Annotated in this window: 17 protein-coding genes; 1 reads left to right on the top strand and 16 read right to left on the bottom strand. The window is 60.0% G+C overall.

Annotation, left to right across the window (positions count from 1 at the left end):
* Positions 1–22 precede the first annotated feature (22 nt).
* The 16 genes from hisS to trmJ all read right to left on the bottom strand — a co-directional run bounded on the left by hisS (position 23) and on the right by trmJ (position 13,370).
* Positions 23–1,312 (bottom strand): histidine--tRNA ligase, encoded by a 1,290-nt coding sequence (gene hisS / locus KW838_RS11800; protein WP_007973994.1) that lies wholly within the window; start codon positions 1,310–1,312, stop codon positions 23–25.
* Between the two features lie 22 nt (positions 1,313–1,334).
* Positions 1,335–2,444, bottom strand: a complete 1,110-nt coding sequence (gene ispG / locus KW838_RS11795) for a flavodoxin-dependent (E)-4-hydroxy-3-methylbut-2-enyl-diphosphate synthase (protein ID WP_003185136.1) — start codon at positions 2,442–2,444, stop codon at positions 1,335–1,337.
* A gap of 3 nt (positions 2,445–2,447) precedes the next feature.
* Positions 2,448–3,482 carry a RodZ family helix-turn-helix domain-containing protein gene (locus tag KW838_RS11790; protein WP_218501153.1) on the bottom strand — a complete coding sequence of 345 codons (1,035 nt, stop codon included), beginning with the start codon at positions 3,480–3,482 and terminating at the stop codon, positions 2,448–2,450.
* On the bottom strand, positions 3,482–4,240 hold the full coding sequence (gene pilW, locus KW838_RS11785; RefSeq protein ID WP_218501152.1) for a type IV pilus biogenesis/stability protein PilW: 759 nt from the start codon (positions 4,238–4,240) through the stop codon (positions 3,482–3,484). The genes KW838_RS11790 and pilW overlap by 1 nt, the downstream gene beginning before the upstream one ends.
* A 12-nt stretch (positions 4,241–4,252) precedes the next feature.
* Positions 4,253–5,401 (bottom strand): 23S rRNA (adenine(2503)-C(2))-methyltransferase RlmN, encoded by a 1,149-nt coding sequence (gene rlmN / locus KW838_RS11780; RefSeq protein ID WP_007973997.1) that lies wholly within the window; start codon positions 5,399–5,401, stop codon positions 4,253–4,255.
* A 28-nt stretch (positions 5,402–5,429) separates the two neighbouring features.
* Complete coding sequence (gene ndk / locus KW838_RS11775; protein WP_007903599.1) at positions 5,430–5,855, bottom strand: nucleoside-diphosphate kinase; 426 nt, start codon at positions 5,853–5,855, stop codon at positions 5,430–5,432.
* Positions 5,856–5,943: 88 nt separating this feature from the next.
* Positions 5,944–6,144 (bottom strand): Fe-S cluster assembly protein IscX, encoded by a 201-nt coding sequence (gene iscX, locus KW838_RS11770; protein ID WP_007973999.1) that lies wholly within the window; start codon positions 6,142–6,144, stop codon positions 5,944–5,946.
* Between the two features lie 14 nt (positions 6,145–6,158).
* Complete coding sequence (fdx, locus tag KW838_RS11765; protein WP_015093626.1) at positions 6,159–6,500, bottom strand: ISC system 2Fe-2S type ferredoxin; 342 nt, start codon at positions 6,498–6,500, stop codon at positions 6,159–6,161.
* A gap of 2 nt (positions 6,501–6,502) precedes the next feature.
* Entirely contained in the window at positions 6,503–8,365 is a 1,863-nt protein-coding gene (gene hscA / locus KW838_RS11760; RefSeq protein ID WP_218501151.1) for a Fe-S protein assembly chaperone HscA, read from the bottom strand.
* Between the two features lie 51 nt (positions 8,366–8,416).
* Positions 8,417–8,938 carry a co-chaperone HscB gene (gene hscB, locus KW838_RS11755; protein WP_102699125.1) on the bottom strand — a complete coding sequence of 174 codons (522 nt, stop codon included), beginning with the start codon at positions 8,936–8,938 and terminating at the stop codon, positions 8,417–8,419.
* A gap of 8 nt (positions 8,939–8,946) precedes the next feature.
* Complete coding sequence (gene iscA / locus KW838_RS11750; RefSeq protein WP_007974004.1) at positions 8,947–9,270, bottom strand: iron-sulfur cluster assembly protein IscA; 324 nt, start codon at positions 9,268–9,270, stop codon at positions 8,947–8,949.
* Between the two features lie 28 nt (positions 9,271–9,298).
* Positions 9,299–9,685, bottom strand: a complete 387-nt coding sequence (gene iscU / locus KW838_RS11745; protein ID WP_007974006.1) for a Fe-S cluster assembly scaffold IscU — start codon at positions 9,683–9,685, stop codon at positions 9,299–9,301.
* 101 nt (positions 9,686–9,786) lie between these two features.
* Positions 9,787–11,001 (bottom strand): IscS subfamily cysteine desulfurase, encoded by a 1,215-nt coding sequence (locus tag KW838_RS11740; RefSeq protein WP_008057730.1) that lies wholly within the window; start codon positions 10,999–11,001, stop codon positions 9,787–9,789.
* A gap of 50 nt (positions 11,002–11,051) precedes the next feature.
* The gene (gene iscR / locus KW838_RS11735; RefSeq protein WP_007974010.1) at positions 11,052–11,543 is read right to left on the bottom strand and encodes a Fe-S cluster assembly transcriptional regulator IscR; all 492 of its coding nucleotides are present in this window, start codon (positions 11,541–11,543) and stop codon (positions 11,052–11,054) included.
* 277 nt (positions 11,544–11,820) lie between these two features.
* The gene (gene cysE, locus KW838_RS11730; RefSeq protein ID WP_015093624.1) at positions 11,821–12,597 is read right to left on the bottom strand and encodes a serine O-acetyltransferase; all 777 of its coding nucleotides are present in this window, start codon (positions 12,595–12,597) and stop codon (positions 11,821–11,823) included.
* A gap of 2 nt (positions 12,598–12,599) precedes the next feature.
* Positions 12,600–13,370, bottom strand: a complete 771-nt coding sequence (trmJ, locus tag KW838_RS11725; RefSeq protein ID WP_007974014.1) for a tRNA (cytosine(32)/uridine(32)-2'-O)-methyltransferase TrmJ — start codon at positions 13,368–13,370, stop codon at positions 12,600–12,602.
* Positions 13,371–13,516: 146 nt separating this feature from the next.
* On the opposite strand from trmJ, the gene suhB reads away from it, so the two are divergent.
* Positions 13,517–14,335: an inositol-phosphate phosphatase gene (gene suhB / locus KW838_RS11720; RefSeq protein WP_007974015.1), complete on the top strand. Its 819-nt coding sequence runs from the start codon at positions 13,517–13,519 to the stop codon at positions 14,333–14,335.
* Positions 14,336–14,479 lie beyond the last annotated feature (144 nt).

Genomic DNA, 14,479 nt, shown 5'->3' with positions numbered 1-14,479 from the left:
TAATTCGGCTGTTTAGACAGCTTCAACCCTGCACGACGCAGGTGGCCAGGTGTGCTGCAAGCGCATCCCAGGCAATGCTTTGTTGTTCGCCCTGGCCACGCAGGGGTTTGAAACCTACCACTTGCTGGGCCATTTCGTCGTCACCGAGGATCAGCGCGTACAGCGCACCGCTCTTGTCGGCCTTCTTGAACTGGCTTTTGAAACTGCCGGCGCCGGCATTCACTTGCAGGCGCAGGTTGGGCAACTGGTCACGAACGCGCTCCGCCAGGGTCAGCCCGGCGAGCTCGGCGGCTTCACCGAAGGCGCAGAGATAGACATCAACCTGACGGGAGATCTCCTCCGGAATCTGCTCCAGGGTTTCCAGCAACAGCACCAGGCGTTCGATGCCCATGGCAAAACCAACGCCGGCGGTCGGCTTGCCGCCCATTTGCTCTACCAGGCCGTCGTAACGACCACCGGCACACACGGTGCCCTGGGCGCCGAGCTTGTCGGTGACCCATTCGAAAACGGTCTTGCTGTAGTAATCCAGCCCGCGAACCAGCTTCGGGTTGATCACGTAAGGAATGCCGGCGGCATCCAGGCGAGCCTTGAGGCCCTCGAAGTGCACGCGGGATTCTTCGTCGAGGTAGTCGGCCATCTTCGGCGCATCGACCAATACCGCCTGGGTGTCGGCGTTCTTGGTATCAAGAACCCGCAGCGGGTTGGTTTTCAGGCGACGCTGGCTGTCTTCGTCGAGCTTGTCCATGTGCGCCGAGAGGTATTCGACCAGCGCTTCGCGATAACGGCCGCGGGATTCGCTGGTACCCAGGCTGTTGAGCTCGAGCTTTACCGCATCGCGGATGCCCAGCTCGCCCCACAGGCGCCAGGTCAGCACGATCAGCTCGGCGTCGATGTCCGGACCGTCGAGGTTGAACACCTCGACACCGATCTGGTGGAACTGACGATAACGGCCTTTCTGCGGACGCTCGTGGCGGAACATCGGGCCGATGTACCAGAGTTTCTGAACCTGGCCGCCACCGGTGATGCCGTGCTCCAGCACCGCGCGCACGCAGGCCGCCGTGCCTTCAGGGCGCAGGGTCAGGGAGTCGCCGTTGCGGTCGTCGAAGGTGTACATCTCTTTTTCGACGATGTCGGTCACTTCACCGATGGAGCGCTTGAACAGCTCGGTGAACTCGACGATCGGCATACGGATCTGCTTGTAACCGTAGTTATCCAGCAGGCGCGAAACGGTGCCTTCGAAATGACGCCACAGGGGGGTCTGTTCGGGCAGGATGTCGTTCATGCCACGAATGGCTTGCAGAGACTTGCTCACTTAAATTCCTTAATTCGTTCGATCAGCCACGCGCAATTACGGCAGCGTCAGCTTCGACCTTTTCGGCCGCTTTCTGACGGATCAAGCGTTCAAGCTCATCCACCAGATTGTCATTCGTCAGTTTCTGCGACGGCTTGCCGTCGATGTAAATCAGGTTCGGCGTGCCGCCGGTCAAGCCGATATGGGCTTCCTTGGCTTCGCCCGGGCCGTTGACCACGCAACCGATGACCGCGACATCCAGCGGCACCAGCAAATCCTCGAGGCGCCCTTCCAGCTCGTTCATGGTCTTGACCACATCGAAGTTCTGCCGCGAGCAGCTCGGGCAGGCGATGAAGTTGATGCCACGGGAACGCAGGTGCAGGGATTTGAGAATGTCGTAGCCGACTTTCACTTCCTCGACCGGGTCGGCCGCCAACGAGATGCGGATAGTATCGCCAATCCCTTCGGCGAGCAGCATACCGAGGCCCACGGCGGATTTCACCGTGCCCGAACGCAAACCACCGGCTTCGGTGATGCCCAGGTGCAGTGGCTGGACGATTTCCTTGGCCAGCAGGCGGTACGCTTCGACGGCCATGAACACGTCGGAGGCTTTCACGCTGACCTTGAAGTCCTGGAAGTTCAGGCGTTCAAGGTGCTCGACGTGACGCAAGGCTGACTCGACCAGCGCGGCCGGGGTCGGCTCGCCGTATTTCTTTTGCAGGTCTTTTTCCAGGGAACCGGCGTTCACGCCAATACGGATCGGGATCCCGCGGTCACGGGCGGCATCGACCACCGCGCGGACGCGGTCTTCGCGACCGATGTTGCCCGGGTTGATCCGCAGGCAATCGACCCCCAGCTCGGCGACGCGCAACGCGATGCGGTAGTCGAAGTGGATGTCGGCAACCAGGGGGACTTTGACCAGTTGCTTGATCTTGCCGAAGGCCTCGGCAGCGTCCATGTCCGGTACGGAAACCCGCACGATATCGACGCCGGCCGCTTCCAGGCGATTGATTTGCGCGACCGTGGCCGCGACATCATTGGTGTCGCTGTTGGTCATGCTCTGCACAGCGATAGGCGCATCGCCGCCAACAGGCACGTTACCGACCCAGATCTTGCGGGATTCGCGACGTTTGATTGGAGATTCGCCGTGCATGACTTATTGACCCAACTTCAGGCGAGCAGTCTCGCCACTGGTGAACGGAGCGACATCGACTGGCTGGCCGTTGTAGCTGACCTGAGCGCCACGGGCAAAGCCCAGGCGCACGGAAAACGGTGGTTTGCCATTGACTGCCAGGCTGTCGCCTTTGCGTTTGAGACCGCTGAACAGCACCTTGCCGCTACCGTCGGTCACTTGTGTCCAGCAATCGGAGGTGAACTGCACCTGGACCTGGCCTTGACCGGCCACAGGTGCGGCTGCCGCTGGAGCAGGAGCCGCAGCGGTTACCGGTGCAGTCACCGCAGGGACCGGGGCGGCAGGCGCTGCCGGAGCCGGAGCTGCCGGGGTCACCGGCGCTGCGACAACGGGCGCGGTAGTGTGCGCAGGTGCGGCTGGCGTGGTTGGCGCTGCCGGGGCGGCCGGCGCAGGCACTTGAGCCTGTTCGGCTGCTTCAGCCGGAGCCTCGGCCTGTGGCAGCGCGAGAGCGGTTCCGCCTTCGGTCTGACCTTCCACGACGGCCTGGTCTTCCGGCTCGTCCAGCGGATGGATCTGTGTCGTACCGTCGGCGCCTTCGACTTCTACGTGCTCTGGTGCCAGACCGATCAGGTCCTTGGTGCGCATCGAGGTCTGATCCTGCCACCAGACGAAACCGCCACCGATCACCGCTACCAGCAACAGCAGACTGACGATTCGCAAAATGGTGTGGGAAACCCGGACCGGCTCTTCAATACGACCCAGGCTGTGAACATTGCTGCCCTGGGAGTCGGTACCGGTGGATTGATCGAATTGCTGGACCAGAACGGCCTGGTCCATGCCGAGCAACTTGGCATAGGCGCGAATATAACCACGGGCAAAGGTATGCCCGGGCAGCTTGTCGAAAGCGCCGGCTTCCAGATTGCTCAAGGAAGTGGTGGTGAGGTTGAGCTTGAGGGCCACTTCGGCCAGCGACCAGCCATTGCTTTCGCGGGCCTGGCGCAAAGTCTCACCGGGGTTAACGCGATTCGCTGCTACAACTTCGGGATGCGCCGCTTTCATCATTGCTCCGACAGGTATTGCTGATATTCCGGCGTACCGGGATAGAGTCTTTTTAGTTGCAGGCCTTTACTTGCAGCCTTGTCGCGATCTTCGAACACGTTTGCCAGCCGAACGCCGAGCAATAGACTACGTGCATTTTGCTCGGATAGCTGGCTGAAACGGTCGTAATAATCTCGCGCGGGCACATAATGCCTGTCTTCGTAAGACAACTCAGCCATTTCCAGCAATGCACGAGGTTGTTGCCGGTTCAGGCGCAGGGCTTTTTCCAGTTGCTGCTGGGCCAGATCACGCTGGCCGAGCATTGCAGCGGTCATGCCCAGGTTCTCGAACACCCGCGAACGCTCAGGATACAGCGTATCGGCAGCGGCTTGTTCAAAGCGCTCGTAGGCTTCGGTGTAACGTTTCTGCTCGAAAAGAAAACTGCCGTAATTATTGAGGATTCGTGCGTCGCCCGGACGGGAGGACAGCGCCTTGCGAAAATGTTCGTCGGCCAGTTCCGGCTCCATCTCGGCCTGGAACACCAGCCCCAGCGCCGCGTTGGCATCAGGGTCGGAGCCATCGAGTTCCAGGGCTTTTCTCAGCGGAACCTTGGCGCGCTCGGTCATGCCTTGTTGCAAATACCCGATACCGAGCTGCACGTATGCCTCACGCGCTTCATCACGGCCCTTGCTGGTCTTCATCGGATTGTAATCACCCGAAAGCACGCAGCCAGCACACAGGCTGGCCAACAGCAAAAGCAGCGCAAAGCGCAGGGACATAGAGATCCTCTCTTAATTGTTGTTCGCAGTGCTCGAAGCAACATCGCTGTCGGCGTTCAATTCACGCACGGCGATATAACGTTCGCTGCGACGGGTGCGATCCAGCACCTGCCCTACCAATTGACCACAGGCGGCGTCGATGTCTTCACCACGGGTGGTGCGGACGGTGACGTTGAAACCGGCATGATGAAGCTGATCCTGGAAACGACGAATGGCGTTGTTGCTCGGACGCTCGTACCCGGAATGCGGGAACGGGTTGAACGGGATCAGGTTGATCTTGCACGGGATGTTCTTGAGCAGCTCGATCATTTCCACGGCGTGCTCAAGCTTGTCGTTGACGTCCTTGAGCAAGGTGTACTCGATGGTCAGCACACGTTTTTCGCCCAGGGACGACATGTAGCGCTGGCACGACTCGAGCAGCATCTTAAGCGGATACTTCTTGTTGATCGGCACCAATTGGTTACGCAATGCGTCATTCGGTGCGTGCAGGGACAACGCCAGGGAGACGTCGATGTGCTTGGAGAGCTCATCGATCATCGGTACCACACCGGAGGTCGACAGGGTTACGCGGCGCTTGGAAATGCCGTAGCCCAGGTCGTCCATCATCAGGTGCATGGCCGCGACGACGTTGTCGAAGTTCAGCAGCGGCTCACCCATGCCCATCATCACCACGTTGGTGATGGCACGGTCGACGGTTGCCGGGACGCTGCCAAAGGATTTGTTGGCAATCCACACCTGGCCGATGACTTCGGCGGCGGTGAGGTTGCTGTTGAAGCCTTGCTTGCCGGTGGAGCAGAAACTGCAATCCAGGGCACAGCCTGCCTGGGACGAAACGCACAAGGTGCCGCGTTTGCCCTGGGGAATGTACACGGTCTCGACGCAGCTGCCGGACGCCACGCGCACCACCCACTTGCGGGTGCCGTCGCTGGAGATGTCCTCGCTGACCACTTCCGGACCACGGACCTCAGCAACAGCCTTGAGCTTTTCGCGCAAGGCCTTGCTGACGTTCGTCATGGCATCGAAATCATCGACACCAAAGTGGTGAATCCATTTCATTACCTGACCGGCACGGAAACGCTTCTCCCCGATTGAGTCGAAGAATTTTTCCATTTCCAGCTGAGTCAGACCCAGCAGGTTAGTTTTTACAGTCGATGTAGTCATGGATTCACCTTCACTCTTAAGCCAATGCTTAGCGAGTGGTTACTTCAGTAGCTGCGAAGAAGTACGAGATTTCGCGAGCGGCAGCGGCTTCGGAGTCCGAACCGTGTACGGCGTTGGCGTCGATGGAGTCAGCGAAGTCAGCACGGATGGTGCCGGCAGCAGCTTCTTTAGGGTTGGTAGCGCCCATCAGCTCACGGTTCAGAGCGATAGCGTTTTCGCCTTCCAGAACCTGAACGACAACCGGACCGGAGATCATGAAAGCAACCAGGTCGTTGAAGAAACCACGAGCGCTGTGCTCAGCGTAGAAGCCTTCGGCTTCAGCTTTGGACAGTTGCTTCAGTTTCGAAGCTACAACGCGCAGGCCGGCTTTTTCGAAACGAGTGGTGATCTCGCCGATCACGTTTTTAGCAACGGCGTCAGGCTTGATGATGGAGAAAGTACGTTGAACAGCCATGGTGTAACTCCAGAAACGGTAATTTACGAAAAATTAAACCCGCGAATTATACGCGGGTTCTCGGGTATTGCCTAACCTGCGGCGTGGCTCAGTCGCGCTCTTCGATCCAGTGGGCCTGAATGGCCTCCAGGATCTTTTCGCCACAATGCTCAGGCATGTCGTCGAAATCGGGTAATTCCATTACCCATTTGCGCAGATCGACGAAGTTGACCGACATAGGGTCCACGTCGGGCTTGCTTTCGGCCAGCTGGATCGCGATCTCCAGCACATCAGTCCACTTGAGTTTCATGACAATTCCTTGAATCAGTGCGGCGCTTCGGCGGCGTGGTTGAGCGAGTACTTCGGAATTTCGACCGTCAGGTCTTCGGTACCGACCTTGGCCTGGCAGCCCAGGCGGGACTCGCGCTCAAGGCCCCAGGCCTTATCAAGGTAGTCTTCTTCCAGCTCGTCGGCCTCTTCCAGCGAGTCGAAACCCTCGCGGATGATGCAGTGGCAGGTGGTGCAGGCACACACGCCGCCACAGGCGCTTTCCATCTCGATGTGGTGTTCATGGGCCAGTTCGAGGATGGAAACCCCCGTCTCAGCCTCAACAACCATGCCTTCGGGGCAAAACTTCTCGTGTGGCAGAAAAATGACCTGCGGCATCGTTATTCCTCAATCTCATTCAGGTTGCGCCCCGCCAGCGCGGCTTTCACCGTCGAGTCCAGGCGGCGGGCAGCAAAGGCGTCGGTCACTTGCGACAGACGCTTGGTCTGCTGCTCGATGGCGTAACCATCGGTACCTTTCATCAGTTCGGTCAGTTCCTGCACCTGCAGGTCGATGACCAGGCGCTCTTCGGCGTCGAGCAAGCGCTCGCCATCAGCCTCCAGAGCGGCCTGCACGGCCTCGATCAGGCGCTGGGCGTCGACCTGCTGCTCGCGCAGTACACGGGCAACCTTGTCGTCATTGGCGTGCTGGAACGAGTCCTTGAGCATTTTGGCGATTTCGCCGTCGGTCAGGCCGTAGGACGGCTTGACCTGAATGCTGGCTTCGACACCCGAACCCAGTTCGCGAGCGGAAACACTGAGCAGACCGTCGGCATCGACCTGGAAGGTCACGCGAATCTTCGCCGCGCCGGCGACCATCGCCGGGATACCGCGCAATTCGAAGCGCGCCAGGGAGCGGCAGTCGCTGATCAGCTCGCGCTCGCCCTGCAGCACGTGGATCGCCATGGCCGACTGGCCATCTTTATAGGTGGTGAAGTCCTGGGCGCGAGCGACGGGGATGGTGGTGTTGCGCGGAATCACCTTCTCCATCAGGCCACCCATGGTTTCCAGGCCCAGGGACAACGGAATCACGTCGAGCAGCAGCAGCTCACCACCATCGCGCTTGTTACCGGCCAGGGTATCGGCCTGGATCGCAGCACCAATGGCGACCACTTGATCCGGGTCGATTTCAGTCAGGGGCTGACGACCGAACGCTTCGGCGACGGCTTCGCGAACGCGGGGTACGCGAGTCGAACCACCGACCATGACCACGGCGTGCACGTCTTCCAGCTCGATACCGGAATCACGTACCGCACGACGGCAGGCTTTGAGGCTACGCGCGACCATCGGCTCGATCAGCGCATTGAAGGCTTCACGGGTCAGCTCGGCTTTCCAGTCGCCATAGGCAACTTCAACGGCCGCGGCATTGGTCAGGGCTTCCTTGGCCGCACAGGCGGCTTGCAGCAGGTTGCGCTGTGCACCCGGATCGAGGTCGGCGGACAGACCGGCGCTCTCGATGATCCAGCCAGCAATCGCATGGTCGAAGTCATCGCCGCCCAGGGCGCTGTCGCCGCCGGTGGCCAGGACTTCGAAGACACCGCCGGTCAGGCGCAGAATCGAAATATCGAAGGTACCGCCGCCCAAGTCGTAAATGGCGACCAGGCCTTCGGCATGCTGATCCAGACCATAGGCCACAGCGGCAGCGGTCGGCTCATTGAGCAAACGCAGCACATTCAGGCCGGCCAGCTTGGCCGCATCCTTGGTGGCTTGACGTTGAGCGTCATCGAAATAGGCCGGAACGGTGATCACAGCGCCCACCAGCTCACCACCCAGGGTCGCTTCGGCGCGCTGGCGCAGGACCTTGAGGATATCGGCGGACACTTCGACCGGACTTTTCGGGCCCTGGATCGTGTCGATGAACGGCATGTGCGACTCGCCGCCGACAAAGCGGTAGGGCAGTTGCTCGCCCAGCTGCTTGACGTCGGACAGACCACGACCCATCAAGCGCTTGACCGACAGCACGGTGTTCAAGGGATCGGTGGCGGCAGCCAGCTTGGCGGATTCGCCAACCTCGACGCGATCGGCGTGATAGCGGACGGCAGACGGCAGGATGACCCGCCCTTGCGCGTCAGCCAGAGGCTCGGAAAGTCCACTGCGCAATGCAGCGACCAGCGAATTGGTAGTGCCCAAGTCGATCCCCACAGCCAGACGACGCTGGTGCGGTTGAGGACTTTGGCCGGGTTCGGCGATCTGCAGTAGGGCCATCGTTATCAGGACTTATCTGTATATCAGGCGTGCGACCGGAGCGGCACTGGGTTAATCGTCGAGGCGCTCTTCTAACTGGCGCACTTCGTAGGTGAGCTTGTCGAGGAACTGCATGCGCCGCATCAGGCGTTCGGCCCGTTCACGTTGCGCGGCATCGTTCCAGCAAGCTGCGAAGTTTTGGTTCAGTTCATCCTGGGCAGCCTTCAGGCGACGCTTGAAGACGGCAACGCCATTGAGGTCGGCGCTGTCCTGCAGGTCTTCGAGCTCTTCACGCAGCTCCATCTGCTGCAGAAGGAACTCCGGATCATGCACCGTGACCTCCAGCGGCAGCTCGCCACCATTCAAGGCGAGCAGGTAACGCGCGCGCTTGGGTGGACTCTTGAGCGTCTGATAGGCCTCGTTGAGGCTCGCGGATTGCTCCAACGCCAGCCGCTGCTCGCGCTCGGAAGCGTCTGCAAAGCGGTCCGGATGAACGCCGCGCGCCAACTCACGGTAGCGCGTAGCCAGCTGATCGAGATCCAGATCGAAACTCGGTTGCAGCTCGAATAAAGCGAAATGACAAGGAGTACCCACGACAAGCCTCAGATGTTGAAGCTTTCGCCGCAGCCACATTCACCGCGCACGTTGGGGTTGTTGAACTTGAAGCCTTCGTTCAACCCTTCCTTGACGAAATCGAGTTCGGTGCCGTCCAGGTAGGCCAGGCTTTTCGGGTCGATAATCACTTTTTCGCCGTGACTTTCGAACACCTGGTCCTCAGCAACCACCTCGTCGACAAACTCCAGCACGTAGGCAAGGCCGGAACAGCCCGTGGTGCGAACACCCAGACGAATCCCTTCACCCTTGCCGCGCCCGTCGAGGGAGCGTCGCACGTGCTTGGCCGCCGCTTCTGTCATGCTGATAGCCATCGTTGACTCCTTACTCGTCGCCAAATGCTTAGATCAAGCCTTTCTTCTGCTTGTAGTCGCGAACAGCCGCCTTGATGGCGTCTTCAGCGAGTACCGAGCAGTGGATTTTCACTGGCGGCAGGGCCAGTTCTTCAGCCAGCTGGGTGTTCTTGATGGTTTCCGCTTCGTCCAGGGTCTTGCCCTTCATCCACTCGGTGGCGAGGGAGCTGGAAGCGATAGCCGAACCGCAGCCGTAGGTCTTGAACTTGGCATCTTCGATGATGCCGGCGTCGTTGACCTTGATCTGCAGGCGCATCACGTCGCCGCACGCCGGAGCGCCGACCATGCCGGTGCCGACATCAGGATCTTCCGCGTCCATCTTGCCGACGTTGCGCGGGTTTTCGTAGTGGTCGATGACCTTTTCGCTGTAAGCCATGATTCTCAATCCTCACTCATCAGGGCCGCTCTTGAGACCCTGTAGTTGCGCTGCATTTACCGCCGCGCTGCTACAGGACCTGTATCCGGCGGCTTCTATAGTTAGTGTGCCGCCCACTCGATCTTCGAGATATCGACGCCGTCTTTGTACATGTCCCACAGCGGCGACAGAGCGCGCAGCTTGGTTACGGCCTCGCAGACTTTCTGCGCGGCGTAGTCGATTTCTTCTTCGGTGGTGAAACGGCCGAAGGTGAAGCGGATCGAGCTGTGAGCCAGTTCGTCGTTGCGGCCCAGGGCGCGCAGTACGTACGAAGGCTCAAGGGATGCCGAGGTGCAGGCCGAACCGGACGACACCGCCAGATCCTTGAGCGCCATGATCAGCGACTCGCCTTCAACGTAGTTGAAGCTCAGGTTCAGGTTGTGCGGAACGCGGGCGGTCAGGCTGCCGTTGACGTACAGCTCTTCCAGGTGCTCGACCTGCTTGTAGAAACGGTCGCTCAGGGCCTTGATGCGTACGTTCTCGGCAGCCATGTCTTCCTTGGCTACGCGGAAAGCTTCACCCATGCCAACGATCTGGTGGGTCGCCAGGGTGCCGGAACGCATGCCGCGCTCGTGGCCGCCACCGTGCATGGTCGCTTCGATACGTACGCGCGGCTTGCGGCTTACGTACAGGGCGCCGATGCCTTTAGGACCGTAGGTCTTGTGGGCGGAGAACGACATCATGTCGACTTTCAGCTTCTGCAGGTCGATCTCGACCTTGCCGGTGGACTGAGCGGCGTCGACGTGGAACAGGATGCCCTTGGAGCGGAGCAGTTCGCCGATCGCTGCGATGTCGTTGATGGTGCCGATTTCGTTGTTCACGTGCATGACCGACACCAGGATGGTGTCGTCGCGCAGTTCGGCTTCGATCATCTCCGGGGTCACCAGGCCGTCAGTGCGCGGCTCGATGTAGGTCACTTCGAACCCTTCACGCTCCAGTTGGCGCATGGTGTCCAGGACAGCCTTGTGCTCGATCTTGGTGGTGATCAGGTGCTTGCCTTTGGTGGCGTAGAAATGTGCCGCACCCTTGATTGCCAGGTTGTCGGATTCAGTGGCACCGGAGGTCCAGACGATTTCGCGCGGGTCGGCGTTGACCAGGTCGGCCACCTGACGACGAGCGTTTTCAACGGACTCTTCAGCTTTCCAGCCGAACACGTGGGAACGGGACGCCGGGTTACCGAAGTTTCCGTCGACCAGCAGGCATTCACTCATCTTTTGCGCGACACGCGGATCAACCGGGGTGGTCGCAGAGTAATCAAGGTAAATCGGCAATTTCATGGACTATCTCCTAAATCAGGCTGGCTGGCGTGCCGCTAGCTCTTTGGCTGTCATTCGACGGCGGACGCTTCAATCTTGTCCAGGCGTGGCACCTTGCTGTTGCAACGGCGCTGGTCCTGACGCTGGGCTACTTCTTGCACCTCACGGCGAGTCACAAGGTCAGCCAAGCTGATACCGCTCAGAAATTCGTGAATCTGCAGGCTCAGGTCGCACCACAAGTGGTGGGTCAGGCAGGTGTCGCCTTGATGGCAATCACCCTGCCCCTGGCATTTGGTGGCATCGACCGATTCGTTCACCGCATCGATCACCTGGGCGACCTGGATGCCCTGCATGTCGCGGGACAATTGGTAGCCACCGCCCGGACCACGCACGCTGGACACCAGATTGCTGCGGCGCAATTTGGCAAAAAGCTGTTCGAGGTAGGACAGGGAGATGCCTTGGCGCTCGGAGATATCGGCCAGGGACACGGGCCCGTGCTGCGCGTGCAACGCCAAGTCAAGCATGGCGGTCACGGCGTATCGGCCTTTTGTAGTCAGTCGCATGGACAATTACCACGGAGTTCGGAATGAGGCGAGTATGCAATTCCCGAGTATTTAAGTCAACTATAAGACCTAGTACTTTAGTCGGGATTACCCGCAAAGAGCGGGCGCATCATAGCAGGGTCTGCGGCTTAATGGCACACCGCTTAGCGCAGCGCCATTACCCAAATACGACCCCCGATCCCTGTAGGAGCTGCCGAAGGCTGCGATCTTTTGACTTTGATTTTTAAAAAAACAAGATCAAAAGATCGCAGCCTTCGGCAGCTCCTACACAAAGGCGTCAGCTGGCCTGGGTCTGGTCTTTGTCTTTTACGCAGGCGAAGTCTTCTTCGCGCAGCTCAGGCAGATCTTTCGCACAGTAATTACTGCCCAGGTCCTTCAACGCCCCGCACATCCCCTCCAGACGCCCATCGACCGCCTGCAGGTGGTCGAGCAACTGGTTGATGGCGCGAGCCACCGGGTCAGGCATGTCTTCAGTCACGCCGTAGGCATCAAACCCGATCTTCTCGGCCATGGCCTTGCGCTTGGCATCCTGCTCTTCGTCGGACTTGACGATGATCCGCCCCGGAATCCCGACCACGGTCGCCCCCGGAGGCACTTCCTTGGTCACCACAGCATTGGAACCCACCTTGGCACCGGCGCCGACAGTGAACGGGCCGAGCACCTTCGCGCCCGCCCCGACCACGACGCCATCACCCAGGGTCGGATGACGCTTGCCCTTGTTCCAGCTGGTGCCGCCCAGGGTCACGCCCTGGTAAATAGTGACGTCGTCGCCGATCTCGGCGGTTTCACCAATGACGATGCCCATGCCATGGTCGATGAAGAAACGTCGACCGACCTTGGCCCCCGGATGGATCTCGATCCCGGTCAGCCAGCGGCCGAAGTTCGACACCAGCCGCGCCAGCCACTTCAGGTCCGCGCGCCACAGCATCGCCGACAAACGGTGAATCCAGATGGCGTGCATGCCGGGGTAGCAGGTCAGGACTTCAAAAGCGTTACGCGCCGCCGGGTCTCGATGGAATACGCTCTGGATATCTTCACGCAAACGCTCAAACATCATTAATCCTTCCGCTTTAGAAGCTCACCACGGGCCGCTTTCTGGGTTTCCGTGAGGATGCCACGCAAAATATTCATTTCCGCTCGGCTGACCGAGCTGCGTCCGTACAACCGGCGCAGGCGCGCCATCAAGTGCCGCGGTTTTTCCGGATCGAGGAATTCGATGGCCACCAGGGTTTGCTCCAGGTGTTCATAGAATCGCTCCAGCTCGTCCATAGTCGCCAGCTCGGCGCTCTTGACCGAAGCCACCTCTTCCTTCTCGACCTTGCTTGGCTGACCTTGGGCCGCCAGCCAGGACATGCGCACTTCATAGCTCAACACCTGCACCGCCGCCCCAAGGTTCAGCGAACTGAACTCAGGGTCTGATGGAATGTGCACGTGATAATGACATCGCTGCAGCTCTTCGTTGGTCAGGCCGGAATCTTCACGACCGAACACCAGGGCGATTTCCGCGCCCTGCCCGGCTTCCTCGACCACCTTCGTTCCGCATTCGCGGGGATCGAGCAGCGGCCAGGGAATGCGCCGGTCGCGGGCACTGGTACCCAGCACCAGGTTGCAGCCGACCAGGGCATCTTCCAAGGTGGCGACGACTTGCGCGTTTTCAAGGATGTCACCGGCACCGGAAGCACGGGCGTCGGCTTCGTGATGCGGGAACTGACGAGGCTCGACCAGCACCAGCCGCGACAAGCCCATGTTCTTCATGGCACGCGCAGCCCCGCCGATATTGCCCGGATGGCTGGTATTGACCAGGACGACACGAATGTTATGCAGCAAGGGAGGCGCTCTCGAACACGATAATCGGGAGCGGAATCTTACAGCTGAAGCTACCGTTAAGCCATGAAAGCGAACGTCGTCCTTCTCCTGTAGAAACTTTCTGATAGAATGCCCGGCTTTCTTTAACAACCTTAGGTGACACATCCATGCAGCCCATGCTGAATATCGCGCTGCGCGCCGCCCGCAGCGCCAGTGAATTGATCTTCCGCTCCATCGAGCGCCTGGATACCATCAAGGTCGACGAAAAAGACGCCAAGGATTACGTATCCGAGGTGGATCGCGCCGCTGAACAGAAAATCATCGACGCCCTGCGCAAGGCGTACCCGAATCACTCGATCCTGGGTGAAGAGACCGGCATGCACGCCGGCACCGGCATCGAAGGCGAAGAGTACCTGTGGATCATCGATCCGCTGGACGGCACCACCAACTTCCTGCGCGGCATTCCTCACTTCGCTGTCAGCATTGCCTGCAAATACCGCGGTCGTCTGGAGCACGCTGTTGTTCTGGACCCGGTTCGCCAGGAAGAATTCACCGCCAGCCGTGGTCGCGGCGCTCAACTGAACGGTCGTCGCCTGCGCGTCAGCGGTCGCACCAGCCTGGACGGCGCCCTGCTGGGTACCGGCTTCCCGTTCCGTGACGAGCAGATGGACAACCTCGACAACTACCTGGGCATGTTCCGCGCCCTGGTTGGCCAGACTGCCGGCATCCGCCGCGCAGGTTCCGCGAGCCTGGACCTGGCCTACGTGGCTGCCGGCCGTTTCGACGCCTTCTGGGAGTCGGGCCTGTCCGAGTGGGACATGGCTGCAGGCGCCCTGCTGATCCAGGAAGCCGGCGGTTTGGTGAGCGACTTCACCGGCGGTCACGACTTCCTCGAGAAAGGCCACGTCGTTGCCGGCAACACCAAGTGCTTCAAGGCAGTTTTGACGGCGATCCAGCCGCACCTGCCAGCCTCGCTGAAGCGCTAAGCTTCCCGCGACAGAAAAAGCACCCTGCGGGGTGCTTTTTTTATGCCTGGAATTTGATTCCCAACACACCACAAACCCAATGTGGGAGCGGGCTTGCTCGCGAAAGCGGTGGGTCAGCCAGCACCGATGTTTGATGTTAGACCG

The organism is Pseudomonas sp. PDM27, assembly GCF_019219205.1.
GTDB classification, from domain to species: domain Bacteria; phylum Pseudomonadota; class Gammaproteobacteria; order Pseudomonadales; family Pseudomonadaceae; genus Aquipseudomonas; species Aquipseudomonas laurylsulfatiphila.
The sequence above is the reverse complement of the archived record's forward strand: the minus strand, read 5'-3'. Positions and strand labels throughout refer to the sequence as shown.

Excerpts from the sequence above, each read along its gene's own strand:
- KW838_RS11740 (WP_008057730.1), bottom strand. The coding sequence starts at position 11,001 with ATGAAATTGCCGATTTACCTTGATTACTCTGCGACCACCCCGGTTGAT.
- iscX (WP_007973999.1), bottom strand. The coding sequence starts at position 6,144 with ATGAAACTCAAGTGGACTGATGTGCTGGAGATCGCGATCCAGCTGGCC.
- ndk (WP_007903599.1), bottom strand. The coding sequence starts at position 5,855 with ATGGCTGTTCAACGTACTTTCTCCATCATCAAGCCTGACGCCGTTGCT.
- fdx (WP_015093626.1), bottom strand. The coding sequence starts at position 6,500 with ATGCCGCAGGTCATTTTTCTGCCACACGAGAAGTTTTGCCCCGAAGGC.
- rlmN (WP_007973997.1), bottom strand. The coding sequence starts at position 5,401 with ATGACTACATCGACTGTAAAAACTAACCTGCTGGGTCTGACTCAGCTG.
- iscU (WP_007974006.1), bottom strand. The coding sequence starts at position 9,685 with ATGGCTTACAGCGAAAAGGTCATCGACCACTACGAAAACCCGCGCAAC.
- iscR (WP_007974010.1), bottom strand. The coding sequence starts at position 11,543 with ATGCGACTGACTACAAAAGGCCGATACGCCGTGACCGCCATGCTTGAC.
- pilW (WP_218501152.1), bottom strand. The coding sequence starts at position 4,240 with ATGTCCCTGCGCTTTGCGCTGCTTTTGCTGTTGGCCAGCCTGTGTGCT.
- iscA (WP_007974004.1), bottom strand. The coding sequence starts at position 9,270 with ATGGCTATCAGCATGACAGAAGCGGCGGCCAAGCACGTGCGACGCTCC.
- ispG (WP_003185136.1), bottom strand. The coding sequence starts at position 2,444 with ATGCACGGCGAATCTCCAATCAAACGTCGCGAATCCCGCAAGATCTGG.
- cysE (WP_015093624.1), bottom strand. The coding sequence starts at position 12,597 with ATGTTTGAGCGTTTGCGTGAAGATATCCAGAGCGTATTCCATCGAGAC.
- KW838_RS11790 (WP_218501153.1), bottom strand. The coding sequence starts at position 3,482 with ATGAAAGCGGCGCATCCCGAAGTTGTAGCAGCGAATCGCGTTAACCCC.
- suhB (WP_007974015.1), top strand. The coding sequence starts at position 13,517 with ATGCAGCCCATGCTGAATATCGCGCTGCGCGCCGCCCGCAGCGCCAGT.
- hscA (WP_218501151.1), bottom strand. The coding sequence starts at position 8,365 with ATGGCCCTACTGCAGATCGCCGAACCCGGCCAAAGTCCTCAACCGCAC.